A 12,694-nucleotide genomic window follows, 5' to 3' on the forward strand; every position below is an offset into this window, starting at 1 on the left:
ATGCCAGCACCGACCGAGTCCAAGGGCGGCGGCGCGCTGGCGCTGGCGCGCGAGCTCGCCCCGCGGTTCGCCGACCGGGCCGCGGCCCACGACGAGCGGGGCCGCTTCCCCGAAGCGGACTTCGCGGAGCTGCGGGAGGCGGGCCTGACCGGGCTCATGGTGCCCGAGCGGCTCGGCGGCGCCGGGGCCTCGTTCGCCGAGTACGCGGCGGTCGCGGCGGCGCTGGCGCGGGGCGCGGGCTCGACGGCGCTCATCTTCAACATGCACGCCTCGGTCACGGGCGCGCTCGCGCAGACCCCCGAGCACCTGGTGCGGGCCCTCGGCGCGCCCGAGAGCTTCTTCGCCGCCAGGGACAAGGCCCTCGCCGCGGCCGCCGACGGCGCCCTCTACGGGGTCGCGATGAGCGAGCGCGGCGGCGGCTCGCGCCTGTCGAAGACCACGACCGCTTACCGCCGCAGCGCGAACGGCTTCCGCATCACCGGCGCGAAGGCGTTCGTGTCCGGCGCCGGGCACGCCGACGCCTACCTGGTGACCGCCCGCGACGCCGAGTCCGAGGAGCCGCTCGTCTCGCACTTCCTCGTGCCCGCCGGGGCTGGGCTCCGCGTCGAGGAGACCTGGGACTCGCTCGGCATGCGCGCCACGGGAAGCCACGACGTCCACTTCGACGTCGAAGTCGGGGAGGACGCGCTGCTCGGCGGCGTCGAGGGCCTCGCGCTGCTCCTCGCCGAAGCGATGCCGCAGTGGCTCGTCGCCTCCTACGCCGCCGTCTACACCGGGGTCGCGCACGCCGCCGTCGACGCGGCCGCCGCCCACATCCGGGGCCGCGGCCTCGACGCGCTCGCGCCTGTGCGGGCCCGCATCGGCCGCGCCGACGCCGCGGTCGCCGCCGCGGAACTCGTGGTCGCCGAGGCGGCCCGGCGCATCGACGCCGCACCGGGGGAGGAGGACACCAACCGGTGGGTGTGGCGCGCGAAGCTCACCGCCGGGGACACCGCGTTCCAGGTCGCCTCGTCGCTCCTCGAAGCGGCCGGGACCTCCGCCTCGCGCCGCGGGCACCCGCTCGAACGGCTCTACCGGGACGCCCGCTGCGGCGCCCTCCAGCCCGCCACCTCGGACGTGTGCGCCGACTGGCTCGGCGCCGCCGCCCTCGGCGCCGACCCCGACCACGACACGGCGGTGCCGCGATGGTGACCGCGGGCCTCGCCGGAATCGGCATGGCCCTGCCGCCCCAGTACGAGCAGGACTGGCTGTGGGACAACGTGTTCCGCGCACACTTCAACGGCAGCCGCATCGCCGCGCGCATGTTCGACACCGCCGGGGTCGCCCGCCGCCACTCCACCACCGCGCCGTTCGAGCTCGCCGACGCCGCCGACTGGTCCACTGAGGAGCGGATGCGCCGCTACGCCGAACGCGCGCCCGCGCTCGGCCTGCGCGCCGTCCGCCAGGCCCTCGCCGCCGCGGGCACCGAACCCGACGAGATCGGCCTCCTCGCCGTCGCCACCTGCACCGGCTACGGCACGCCCGGCACCGACATCGAACTGGCCCGGACACTGCCGCTGCGCGCCGACGCGCGGCGGCTCCTGGTGGGGCACATGGGATGCCACGCCGCGATCCCCGCGCTCGGCGCCGTCGCCGACTACACGGCCGCCCACCGGCGGCCCGCGGTCCTGCTGTGCGTGGAGCTCACCTCCCTGCACGTGCAGCCCGCGACCCGCGACATCGACCAAGCGGTCGTCCACGCCCTGTTCAGCGACGCCGCCGCCGCGGTCGTCGTGCGCCCCGAGGACGGGCCGGGCCTGCGCGTCGTCGACGTCGCCGCCCGCACCGACACCGTCCGCCGCGGCCACATGACCTGGCGCGTCACCGACCTCGGCTTCCGCATGGGCCTCTCTCCGGAGGTCCCCGAAGCCCTCAGCGAGCACGTCGGCCCGCTCGTGAAGGACCTCCTCGCCCGCCACGGCCTCGACCGGTCCGAGGTCGCCGGGTGGGCCGTCCACCCCGGCGGGCCCCGCGTCCTCGACGCCGTCGCCGCCGGGCTCGACCTCGCTCCCTCCGCCCTCGACCCGTCCCGGAAGGTCCTCGCCGAGCACGGCAACTGCTCCTCGGCGACGGTGCTCCTCGTCCTCGACGAGATCCTCAGGGCCGGGCCCCCGGACGGCCCGATCGTGATGCTCGCCTTCGGGCCCGGCCTCACCCTCTACGCCGCCCTGCTCGCCTGAAAAAGCATTGCGGGCCCGTCCGGGGCCCGTGATAAGTTCGGCGCCATGTCCTCACCCGAAGCGTCCAGACCCGGGCCGCCGCACCGCCGGCGGCCCTGACGCCCGTGTGAGACCACTTCCAGCCCCGCTCGACGAGCGGGGCCGTCTCTCCGCGCGCCCGGCGCCGCGGCGGTCCCCAGCCGACCGTCCGCTTCTTCCGGAGAGACACACTCATGCCGTTCGTCCTGTACATGCTCGCCGTCGCCGTGTTCGCGCAAGGCTCCTCGGAGTTCATGCTCGCCGGGCTCCTGCCCGACATCGCCGCCGAGCTCCACCTCACCGTCGCCCGCGCCGGGCTCCTGACCTCCGCGTTCGCCGCGGGCATGGTCGTCGGCGCGCCGCTCATGGCCGCGGCCGGGCGCCGCTGGCCCCCGCGCGCCTCGCTCGCGGCGTTCCTCGCCCTGTTCATCGCCGCCCACGTCGCCGGGGCCCTCACCGACTCGTTCGCGGTGCTCCTCGCGACCCGCGCGGTCGCCGCGCTCGCCAACGCCGGGTTCCTCGCCGTCGCCCTCGCCACCGTCGCGCTCCTCGTCCCCGCCGACTCCCGCGCTCGGGCCCTCTCGATCCTCCTGGGCGGCACCACGCTCGCCCTGGTCGCCGGGGTCCCGGCCGGGGCCGTCCTCGGCGAGGCCCTCGGCTGGCGCGCGACCCTGTGGGCCGTCGCGGCCCTCGCCGTCCCCGCGCTCGTGGCCGTCGCGCTGGCCGTCCCCGACCGGTCCGCCGCGACGGGCCCGGTCGCCCTGCGGACCGAACTGGCGGTCCTGAAGCGCCCAAGCGTGCTCCACGTCCTCGCGCTCGGCGTCCTCGTCAACGGCGCCACATTCGGCGCCTACACCTACCTCGGGACACTCGCCTCGGGCCGCGTCCCGCTCGTGCTGGCGCTGTTCGGGATCGGCGCGTTCCTCGGCGTCCTCGCCGCCGGGCGCCTCGCCGACCGCCACTGGCGGGCCCTCCTCGCCTGGGGCGGGCCGCTGCTCCTGGCCGGGTGGCTCGCGCTCGCGCTCCTTCCGGCCGCCTTGCCGGCCTTGGCGTTCGCGCTCGGCGCGCTCGCGTTCGCGGTGGGCTCCACGCTCATCGGACGCATCATGGCCGCCGCGCAGGACGCGCCCACCATGGGCGGGTCCTACGCGACGGCCGCGCTCAACGTCGGCGCGATGCTCGGCCCGGTCCTCGCCGGGTTCGGCTACGACGCCGCCGGGCCGACCGGCCCGGCGCTGGTGAGCGCCGGACTGGTCGCGGCCGCGATCACCGTGCGAGCACTCCGGCGCTGACCGGCCGCGGCGCGCGGACCGGCACCGCGCGCCGCGCCGCCAGCCACCCGGCGACCGCCAAGTACGCCAGCAGCACCGCTGTTCCGGCCCAGCCCGGCAGCGGATAGAAGCCCGCCGAGGGCACGTAGTGCCCGGTCACCTGCGGGTACTCGACCACGGCCTGCTTGAGCGCGAACACCGCCGCCGGAGTGGTCCGCAGCAGCCACTGCGCGACCGCGTCGGGCAGCAGCGGCAGTACGCCGACCGCCAGCGGCACCGCGATGAGCACCACCGCCGCCACCGCGGCCGTCCACTTGCGGCGCAGCCACGCGCCGATCGCGAACGCCAGCACCGCACTCAGCGCGAGCGCCGCTGCGGCCCCGGCCGCGATCCGCGCCGCGTCCCGCACCGGGAGCGGTTCGACCGGCACCCCGTTGCCTTCCAGCACTGCGGTCCCCGCCCCGATCGCGACGCCCGCCGCGACCAGTCCGACCACGAACACCGCGGTCCCGAGCACGGTCGCGCGGGCCGCGAGGTCGCTGCGTGTCAGCGCCTCCCGAGATGCCCCGAACCGGGCTGCCGCCACGACCAGCACCGCCAGCGCGAACGGCAGGCCCGCCAGGAGCCGGTCCACCGTGGCGATCCCCTCGACCCCCGCGGGCCCGATGTCGCCGGTGCCGCTCACGGTCCAGGTGCCGCCGTCCTCGACGCCGCCGGAGGGGTTGTGGAGCTTTTCCCAGTCGGTCTGGTTCATCTGTCCGACCGACTCGTTGGCCCACCCACCTGCGCCGCCCTCGACCGCGACGTTGTCGAACACGCCGACGGCCTGCGTGAACCGCGACTCCGGAAGCCCAGCGCCCCAAGCCGTCTCGCGCACGGTCAAGTCGCCGGGGGAGGCGGCGAACATGCCCGCCTGGACGGTCTCGGGGAGCCCGTCGAGGACCGCGGTCCCGACCTCCTCCCACGTCTGCCCGTCCATCGACGCGGAGGCGGTGATCCGGTCGCCGTCCCGGTCCAGCCGCAGCCACACCGGCGTCCCTGGCTCGACGGCGGGCCCGGCGACGTCCTCGATGTACCCGTGCTGGAACCGGACCCCGTGCTCCCCGGTGAGCATGAGCGCGGCGTAATCGGAGCCCTGGTCGAGCCCGTCCTTGACGATGATCCCGGTCTTCGCCCACGGGACCAGGCCAGGGACGATCTCGTCGTGGTCGGGCGGCGGGTAGGTGATGGTGCCGGTCATGTCGGCCAGCCGCACCGTGACCGACCCGTCCGGGCCGAGTCCCCGGTGGACGAACCAGAACCGGTCGGCGACGGCCGTCCCGTCGCTTGAGGCGGGCGTCTGCGGGCAGGGGCCCTCGCACGAGGACCGGCTGCCCGCGGCCGTGAGCAGCGCGAGTCCGACGAGGACCGCCGCGGCGGCGGCGAGGGCGATGAGCCGCGCGGGGCGGCGCAGCGCCCCCAGGGCCCGCGGGCAGTGCCTGACGGTGCGGCCGACGGCCGCGCACGTGGCGTGCAGTTGCGTCTTCATGCCGGGAGTTCTACGCGCTCGTCGATGACACGGGCCGCACCGAACCCGTTAGGCCCCTGTTATCCCCGCGCGGGCATCCTTGGAGCCATGGTGAAGACGAGGACGCGGTTCACGGTCCTGTACGGCGCCGCGTTCCTGATCTGCGGGGCGGGGCTCCTCGCGCTCGTGTTCGCGCTCTCCGGAGGCGACCTCGCCGACACGCAGCCGGCGCCCGGCCAGGGGACCGCGAGCCCCGAGGATCAGGTCGCGGCCCTCCAGCGGCAGCTCGCCGAACTGGACGACCTGCACTCCCGGCAGATCCTCACCGCCTGCCTGAGCGCGTTCGCGCTCATGGTCGTCGTGTCGCTCCTGGTCGGCCGCGTCCTCGCCAAGCGGGTCCTGCGGCCGCTGCGGCGCATCACCGCCGTCACCCGCGGGATCACCGCCGAGCACCTGGACCGCCGCCTCGCCCTCCCCGGTCCGCGCGACGAGGTCACCGACCTCGCCGACACCGTCGACGACCTCCTGGGCCGCCTCGAAGCGTCCTTCGCGGCGCAGCGCCGCTTCGCCGCCGACGCCTCCCACGAGCTGCGCACCCCGCTCGCGACCATGCGCGCCACCGTCGACGTCGCCGCCGCCAAGCCCGCCGCCCCTGCGTCCGTCACCGCGCTCGCCGAACGCCTGCGGCCCCAGCTCGACCAGGTCGACCGGCTCTTGGACGGCCTCCTCGCGCTCGCCCGCGCCCAGCACGGCGCCGTCGCCGCCGACGACACCGTGGACCTCGCCGCCGTCGCGGCCGCCGCGATCGAGGCGCGCGCCGACGACATCGCCACTGCCCGCCTCACCGTCACGACCGCCGCCGAACCCGGCTCGCGCGTCCGCGGCGACACCGCACTCCTGGCCCGCATGGTCGGCAACCTGATCGACAACGCCGTCGACCACAACGGACCGGACGGCGCCATCGCCGTCGCCACCGCGCCCGCGGACGGCAAGGTCCGCCTCACGGTCCGGTCCTCCGGCCCGGTCCTCGACCAGGCCGCCGTCGACGACCTGGTCCGCCCCTTCCACCGCCTCGGCGCCGACCGCACCGGCTCCGACCGCGGCTCCGGGCTCGGCCTCGCGATCGTCCACGCCGTCGCCGCCGCCCACGGCGGCGCCCTCACGCTCACCGCCGCACCCGAAGGCGGCCTCACCGCGACGGTCGATCTCCCGGAGGCCCCGCGATGAGGGTCCTCGTCGTCGAAGACGCCCGCGCCCTCGCCGAAGTCGTCGCCGAGGGCCTGCGCGACAACGGGTTGGCCGTCGACCTCGCCTTCGACGGCCTCGCCGCCGCCGAGAAGCTCGGCTGCACCGCCTACGACGTGCTCGTCCTCGACCGGGACCTCCCCGGCCTGCACGGCGACGCGGTCTGCCGCCTCGTCGCCGACCGCCCCGACCGGCCCATGATCCTCATGCTCACCGCGGCGGGCGCCCCCGACGACCGCGTCTCCGGCCTGGTCCTCGGCGCCGACGACTACCTGCCGAAGCCGTTCCACTTCCCCGAGCTGGTGCTGCGCGTCCAGGCCCTCGCCCGCCGCCGCCCCGACGCCCGCCCGCGCACGCTCCGCGTCGCCGGGATCGAACTGGACCCGGTGCGGCGCACCGCGGTCCGCGACGGCCGGGTCCTGTCCCTGTCGGTGAAGGAGTTCGCGGTCCTTGAGGCCCTCATGCACGCCAGCCCCGGGTTCCTCTCGGCCGAGCGGCTCCTGGAGCAGGTGTGGGACGAGCACGCCGACCCGTTCACGAACACCGTCGCCGTCACCGTGGGCCGCCTGCGCCGCAAGCTCGGCGCGCCCGCGGTCCTCGCGACGACCCCGGGCGTGGGCTACCGGCTGGAGTGACGGGCCCCGCGCTGGCGGGCCCGCGCGGTCAGCTTGCGGGCCATGAGCGACGCCGACGCGGCGATCACGGTGAAGTTGAACGCCATCTGCACCGTCAGCAGCGCCCGCGCGATCTGCCCCTGGGCGTGGACGTCGCCGAAGCCCACTGTCAGGAGCGTGCTCAGCGCGAAGTAGAGCGCGTCGATGCGGGTCGCCAGCCCGGCGAACTCGTCGGGCCGGTGGACCGCGACGCCGTAGTCGGCGAGCGCGAACACGAGGACCCCGCCGAGGATCGCCACGAGCAGCCCGCCCAGCGGGGCGTCCGGGTCGCGGAGCTGGCGCTCGGCCTCCCAGTAGGCGAAGACCGCGATCGTCGCCAGCATCGCCGCGGTCACAGCCCACCGCAGGACCAGTACACCGGGGTCGGCGCCGGCGTTGACGGGGACGATCGCGTAGGCGACCGCGAGCGCGAGGCACATGGCCGCGTACCGCCACGGCGCCGGAAGCCGCTTCACGCCGCCTCCCCGGTCCGGGACCGGTCGAGGACCCGGCCGGTCACGAACGCGACGACGACGGCGATGAGCACCACCGGGGTCATCGACGCGGCGTCGGCGCCGAGCAGCAGCGTCACCAGGATCGCCGCCGACACCGGCAGCGGCAGGACCGCCGCGGTCGCCGCCGCCATGCCCGCCGCCAGCGCGGGCACCGCCCCGAACCCGGGGAGCGCGCTGAGCAGGACGCCCGCGGCCGCGCCGAGGAACACGCCGGGGAAGATCGGGCCGCCGCGCAGCGCCGCCAGCGACACCGCGTACGCCACGCCCTTGAACACCAGGACCGCGACGAGCACGCCGATCCCGAACGCCTCCGGGTCCCGGCTCAGGTCCGCGAGCGAGTCCTGCCCCGACAGGAGCACGTCGACGGGGGAGCGGCCCGTGAGCAGCGCGTACGCGCCCGCGCACACCGCCGTCACCGCGACCGCGGTGAGCGCCATGGCCATCGGCCGCCGCTGCGCGACCGGCGCGAGGCGCCTGCCGAGCGCGTGGACCTCCCTGACGCCGACCGCGATCGCCACGGCCGCGGGGACCGTCCACAGCAGGTCGGTCACGTGCAGCGTCGCGTCCGGCAGGCCCGGCAGCTCCAGCGACGACACCGGCAGGCCCGTCCACGCGCCGAGCCCGGTGAAGATGAGCGCGCCCACGCCCGCCGACAGCAGGCACGGCAGCAGCAGCTTCGTGAGCTTCGGCCCCGCGAACCCGGCGGCCTCCAGGATGAACACGGCCGCGACGAGGGGGCTGCCGAAGATCACGGCGACGGCCGCGGCCGAACCTGACGTGCCGACGATCCCCGCCGCGGGCGTGCCCTGCGTGCGGCGCGCGAGCATGAGCGCCGTCGCCGCGCCCACGGCCATGAGCGGCGCCTCGGGTCCGAGGACCACGCCGAGCGGCAGGCCGCCGACGGCCGCGAGCAGCACGCCCGGCAGGTACGCGGGCTTGACGGGCTCGGCCGAGAGGCCGTCGATCGGCAGGTGCCCGGCCCCGCCGGGCGTCCACTTGACCGCCGCGCCCGTGAGCAGGCCGCCCAGCAGCAGCCACGGGGCCGGCCACCACCACGGCACCGGGTCGAGGCCGAGATCCGCGGGCAGGTCCTCCCACACGAGGGCCGTCAGGCGGTGCAGCAGCGCCAGGAACGCGAACGCGACCGCCGAGACGGGGACGCCGACGAGCCCTGCGAGCAGCAGCACCCGCAGATACGGGCCGCTGCGCGCCAACTGCTCCAGCCGCCCTGCCTCCGGTTCCGCCCGATCGCCCACCGCGCCCCCTCACCCGTCACAGTGGATCTTCCACCGCGCGGGGGCCCGGCACCGGGCGTTCGCGCAAACGGAGTCAGCTCGCGCCGACCGGCCGCAGCGCCGCCATCGTCCGGTCCAGGGACGGCGCGAACTCCTCGGGGTCGCACGCGGGGAACGCCGCCGCGTGCAGGCACGCGAACGCCCCGCCGACCATCGCCCGCAGCACCACCGGGTCCGCGTCCTCCGACCGCGCCAGCAGCGCGTCGGTGAGCATCCGCTGGAGCAGCTCCAGGCGGCACAGGTACGAGGCGAGCAGCCGCGGGGACCGGTCGATAATTCGCTGGATCGCGGCGTCGTGCTCGCGCGATACTGGGTCGCCGAAGCGCTCGACGACCGGGTCGAACGCGCGCCGCAGCGAGTCCCATTCGTGCTCGCCCGCGGGCCGCGCCGCCAGCCGGGCCGCGAGGTCCTCGCCCAGCCGCTCCAGGCTGTCGAGCACGACCTCGTCCTTCGAGGCGAAGTACCGGAAGAACGACCGCTGCGACATGCCGACGGCCGCGGCGATCTCGTCGACCGTCGTCTCCTCGAAGCCCTTGTCGACGAACAGCTCCTCGGCGGCCCGTGCAATGCGCGACTGCACGGCCCGGCGTGACACTTCTCGCAGACTCCCACCGGCGCTCATGGTCGGATGGTAGCAACTGCAATGATTGACAGTCACTGACACTTCCGGGGCGTCAGCGCCGTCACCACAGCGCGGCACCGGCACGTCCACAACACCCGAAGGATGATCCCCCCAATGAGCGTTGACCAGCGACCGGCCGACACACCGCCGTCCGCCGAACCCGCCGAAACCGCCCCCTCGGAGGGGGTCCCGGCCCAGATCAAACTGGTGCTCGGCGTGCTCCTCGTGGCCGCGTTCGTGATGATCCTCAACGAGACCATCATGGGCGTCGCGCTCCCCGAGCTCATGGAGCAGTTCAGCCTGACCGCCGCCACCGTCCAGTGGCTCACCACCGGGTTCATGCTCACCATGGCCGTGGTGATCCCCATGACCGGGCTCATCCTCCAGCGGTTCACCACCCGCACCGTCTTCATCGCCGCGATGACCCTGTTCACCGTCGGCACGATCCTGGCCGCCTCGGCGCCGGTCTTCGGCGTCCTCGTCGCCGCCCGCGTCATCCAGGCCAGCGGCACCGCCGTCATGCTGCCGCTGCTCATGACCACCGTCATGACGTTCGTCCCCGCCGACCGGCGCGGGCGCACCATCGGCTTCATCACCATCGTCATCGCCGTCGCCCCCGCGATCGGCCCGACGTTCTCCGGGTTCATCCTCTCCCAGCTCACCTGGCACTGGATGTTCCTGTCGGTGCTGCCGATCGCCGTCCTCGGCCTCGTCCTCGGCGCCCTGAAGATCCAGAACCTCGGCGAGACCCGCCCGGTGAAGTTCGACCTGCTCTCCGCGCTGCTGTCCGCGGTCGCCTTCGGCGGCCTCATCTACGGCCTCTCCTCCATCGGCGAGGCCGCGGCCGGGGCCCACACCCCGGTCCCGCCGTACGCGGCGATCAGTGCGGGCGCGGTCGCGCTGGCCCTGTTCGTGCTCCGGCAGCTGCGCCTCCAGCGCACCGACTCGGCGCTGCTGGACCTGCGCGTGTTCCGCTCCCGCTCGTTCACCGTCGGCGTCGTCATGCTGCTGGTCTCCATGGCCGCCCTGTTCGGGTCGCTCATCCTGCTGCCCATGTACCTCCAGAACGTCCTGGAGCTCACCACGTTCCAGACCGGCCTGGTGGTCCTGCCCGGCGGCCTCGCCATGGGCCTCACCGGCCCCACGGTCGGCCGCCTCTACGACAAGCTCGGCCCGCGCCCGCTCGTCATCCCCGGCTCGTTCGGCGTGTTCGGGGCGCTGGCCCTGCTGACGCTGCTCGACCAGGCGAGCCCGGTGTGGTTCGTCGTCGTCATCCACGTCCTCATGAGCCTGAGCCTGAGCCTGCTCATGACGCCGCTCATGACGTCCTCGCTCGGGTCGCTGAAGATGGAGCTGTACTCGCACGGCAGCGCCGTCCTCACCACCCTCCAGCAGGTCGCGGGCGCCGCGGGCACCGCCGTGTTCATCACCCTGATGACCACCGGCACCAAGGCCAGCCTGGAGTCCGGGGCCGAGGCGGTCACCGCCACGGCCGACGGCATCCACACCGCGTTCCTGTGGGGCGCGGGCATGGCCGTGATCGCCGTGGCCGCGGCGTTCATGGTCCGCAAGCCCGCCGTCGACGGCCAGGAGCCCGCGCTCGCCGCGCACTAGCCCCTGACGACGCCCACCGGGCCCGGCCGCACCGCGCGGCCGGGCCCGGTCGCGTTCGTCATCCGGCCTGCCCGGAGCGGTAGAGGCCCACGAGGACGCCGTAGCGGGGCTCGCCCTCGGCCTCCTCAAGGCCGTTGACGAGCGCTTCGAGGGTCTCCCGCACGTGCCGGGCCTGGGCCTCGGTGAGGCGGACGCCCCGCAGGACCACCAGCGGGTCGTCGGCGTCGGCGACGATCTCGTCGGCGACGGCCGCGAGGACGATCTTCGTGGTCTCGCCGGTCTCGTAGTGCAGCCTGCGGAAGGCGCGCCTGAAGTACTGCTCGGTGCCGCCCCGGACCTGCCGCTCGTGGTCGAGCACCACCAGGCCCGCCTCGCGGAGGAGCTTCAGGTGGTGCCCGGCGCTGCCCTTGCTGATGCCGAGGTCGGCGGCGAGGCCGCTCAGCGTCGCGGGCCGCTCCCCGAGGGCGAACAGGAGCCGGTGCCGGACCGGGTGCGCCAGCGCGCGGTACTGCTGCGGGGTCGAGACCGTCAGATCGGGGGCGTGCGCTTCGTCCATGAAATCAAGTGTCCAGAAAACTGGACACTTTGTCAACGGCGTGGTTCACTTCTCGGTATCACCCGCCCCGCATGGAGGTCCCTCTCATGAACGCCGTCATCCCGCAGATCGCGAAACTGCTCCACGAGCACTACGTGTTCCCCGAGGTCGCCGCCGAGCTCGGCGACCTCCTCGCCGCCCGCGCGGCCGAAGGCCGCTACGAAGGCGCCGGCCAGGCCCGCCTCGCCGAGCTCGTCACCGCCGACCTGCAATCGGTCAACGGCGACCTCCACCTGCGCCTCAAGCACAGCGAGGCCGAACTCGAAGAGGCCCACGACGACGAGGAGACCCAGCTGCGGCAGATGGCCGAATGGGCCGGCCTCGCCTGCGGCGGCGTCGCCGCCGCGCAGCGCCTCCCAGGCAACGTCGGCCTCCTCAAGATCGCGCCGCTCCTGTTCCCGCCCGCCGTCGCGGGCGACCAGGTCACCGCCGCCTTCCACCTCCTCGCCTCGACCGACGCGCTCATCCTCGACCTGCGCGAATGCCTCGGCGGCGACCCGAACATGGTCGCCTGGGCCTACGGCTTCCTCACCGGCCCCGAACCCGTGCAGCTCACCGGCATGGCCCACCGCGACCCGGCCGACCTCCACCAGCTGTGGTCCTCCCACGTCCCCGGCCCGAAATTCGGCCCCGACAAGCCCGTGTGGGTCCTCACCAGCGCCATCACGTTCTCCGGCGGCGAAGCCCTCAGCTTCGACCTCCAGGAGCGCGGCCGCGCCGCCGTCGTCGGCGAGCGCACCAGGGGCGGCGCCCACCCCCGCCAGGGCTTCAAAGTGGACACCCACCTGGAGGTCACCATCCCCACCGCCCGCTCCGTCAGCCCCATCTCCGGCGGCAACTGGGAAGGCACCGGCATCGCCCCCGACGTCCCCGTGGCCGCCGCCGACGCGCTCCCCGCCGCCCACCGCCTCGCCCTCGAAGCGGTCCTCGCCCTCGGCGCCGACGGCTTCCGCGCGCAGGTCGCCGCCGAGGCCCGCCAGGCCCTCGCCGGCTTGGAGCACGCCGCCGCCGACTCCTGATGCATTGCGGCGCAGCCGGTCCCCGGCGAACCTGAACGCGGGGGACCGGGGCGGCGGCGTATCGTGTGGCGCACCGAGGGGCGGCAAAGACCACCGCCCCGCCCATACCGGTCGCACCCCG

The 12,694-nt window shown here is 75.0% G+C and carries 12 protein-coding genes; 7 read left to right on the forward strand and 5 right to left on the reverse strand.

The features are described from left to right. The 3 genes from B0I28_RS19700 (at position 1) to B0I28_RS19710 (ending at position 3,529) form a co-directional block, all read left to right on the forward strand. Complete coding sequence (locus B0I28_RS19700; RefSeq protein WP_106365564.1) at positions 1-1,191, forward strand: acyl-CoA dehydrogenase family protein; 1,191 nt, start codon at positions 1-3, stop codon at positions 1,189-1,191. Further along, positions 1,185-2,219 carry a type III polyketide synthase gene (locus B0I28_RS19705; RefSeq protein WP_106365565.1) on the forward strand — a complete coding sequence of 345 codons (1,035 nt, stop codon included), beginning with the start codon at positions 1,185-1,187 and terminating at the stop codon, positions 2,217-2,219. The genes B0I28_RS19700 and B0I28_RS19705 overlap by 7 nt, the downstream gene beginning before the upstream one ends. 212 nt (positions 2,220-2,431) lie before the next feature. Next, positions 2,432-3,529 (forward strand): Cmx/CmrA family chloramphenicol efflux MFS transporter, encoded by a 1,098-nt coding sequence (locus tag B0I28_RS19710; protein WP_106365566.1) that lies wholly within the window; start codon positions 2,432-2,434, stop codon positions 3,527-3,529. Here the strand turns inward: B0I28_RS19710 and B0I28_RS19715 are convergent. Next, positions 3,504-5,036, reverse strand: coding sequence for a DUF1349 domain-containing protein (locus tag B0I28_RS19715; RefSeq protein ID WP_219926873.1), 1,533 nt, complete (start codon positions 5,034-5,036; stop codon positions 3,504-3,506). The genes B0I28_RS19710 and B0I28_RS19715 overlap by 26 nt on opposite strands. An 87-nt stretch (positions 5,037-5,123) precedes the next feature. Between B0I28_RS19715 and B0I28_RS19720 the strand changes: the two genes are divergently transcribed. Together B0I28_RS19720 and B0I28_RS19725 are read left to right on the forward strand one after the other, a co-directional pair. Further along, entirely contained in the window at positions 5,124-6,242 is a 1,119-nt protein-coding gene (locus B0I28_RS19720) for a sensor histidine kinase (RefSeq protein WP_106365567.1), read from the forward strand. Then, positions 6,239-6,895: a response regulator transcription factor gene (locus B0I28_RS19725; RefSeq protein ID WP_106365568.1), complete on the forward strand. Its 657-nt coding sequence runs from the start codon at positions 6,239-6,241 to the stop codon at positions 6,893-6,895. Before B0I28_RS19720 ends, B0I28_RS19725 begins: the two co-directional genes overlap by 4 nt. Here B0I28_RS19725 and B0I28_RS19730 read toward each other — a convergent pair. From B0I28_RS19730 to B0I28_RS19740, 3 genes are all read right to left on the reverse strand, one after another. Beyond that, the gene (locus B0I28_RS19730) at positions 6,880-7,389 is read right to left on the reverse strand and encodes a potassium channel family protein (protein ID WP_219926874.1); all 510 of its coding nucleotides are present in this window, start codon (positions 7,387-7,389) and stop codon (positions 6,880-6,882) included. The genes B0I28_RS19725 and B0I28_RS19730 overlap by 16 nt on opposite strands. After that, on the reverse strand, positions 7,386-8,684 hold the full coding sequence (locus B0I28_RS19735; RefSeq protein ID WP_106365569.1) for a chloride channel protein: 1,299 nt from the start codon (positions 8,682-8,684) through the stop codon (positions 7,386-7,388). The genes B0I28_RS19730 and B0I28_RS19735 overlap by 4 nt, the downstream gene beginning before the upstream one ends. 73 nt (positions 8,685-8,757) lie before the next feature. Further along, positions 8,758-9,318: a TetR/AcrR family transcriptional regulator gene (locus B0I28_RS19740; RefSeq protein WP_219926875.1), complete on the reverse strand. Its 561-nt coding sequence runs from the start codon at positions 9,316-9,318 to the stop codon at positions 8,758-8,760. Positions 9,319-9,459: 141 nt separating this feature from the next. Here B0I28_RS19740 and B0I28_RS19745 point away from each other — a divergent pair, with 141 nt between their 5' ends. Continuing rightward, positions 9,460-10,959 (forward strand): MDR family MFS transporter, encoded by a 1,500-nt coding sequence (locus B0I28_RS19745; protein ID WP_106365571.1) that lies wholly within the window; start codon positions 9,460-9,462, stop codon positions 10,957-10,959. Positions 10,960-11,017: 58 nt separating this feature from the next. On the opposite strand, the gene B0I28_RS19750 is transcribed toward B0I28_RS19745, so the two are convergent. Continuing rightward, positions 11,018-11,515, reverse strand: coding sequence for an ArsR/SmtB family transcription factor (locus B0I28_RS19750; protein ID WP_106365572.1), 498 nt, complete (start codon positions 11,513-11,515; stop codon positions 11,018-11,020). Positions 11,516-11,601: 86 nt separating this feature from the next. On the opposite strand from B0I28_RS19750, the gene B0I28_RS19755 reads away from it, so the two are divergent. After that, on the forward strand, positions 11,602-12,573 hold the full coding sequence (locus B0I28_RS19755) for a S41 family peptidase (RefSeq protein ID WP_219926876.1): 972 nt from the start codon (positions 11,602-11,604) through the stop codon (positions 12,571-12,573). Positions 12,574-12,694: the final 121 nt, after the last annotated feature.

Origin of the sequence: Glycomyces artemisiae (genome assembly GCF_003002955.1) — a bacterium.
Taxonomy (GTDB): domain Bacteria; phylum Actinomycetota; class Actinomycetes; order Mycobacteriales; family Micromonosporaceae; genus Glycomyces; species Glycomyces artemisiae.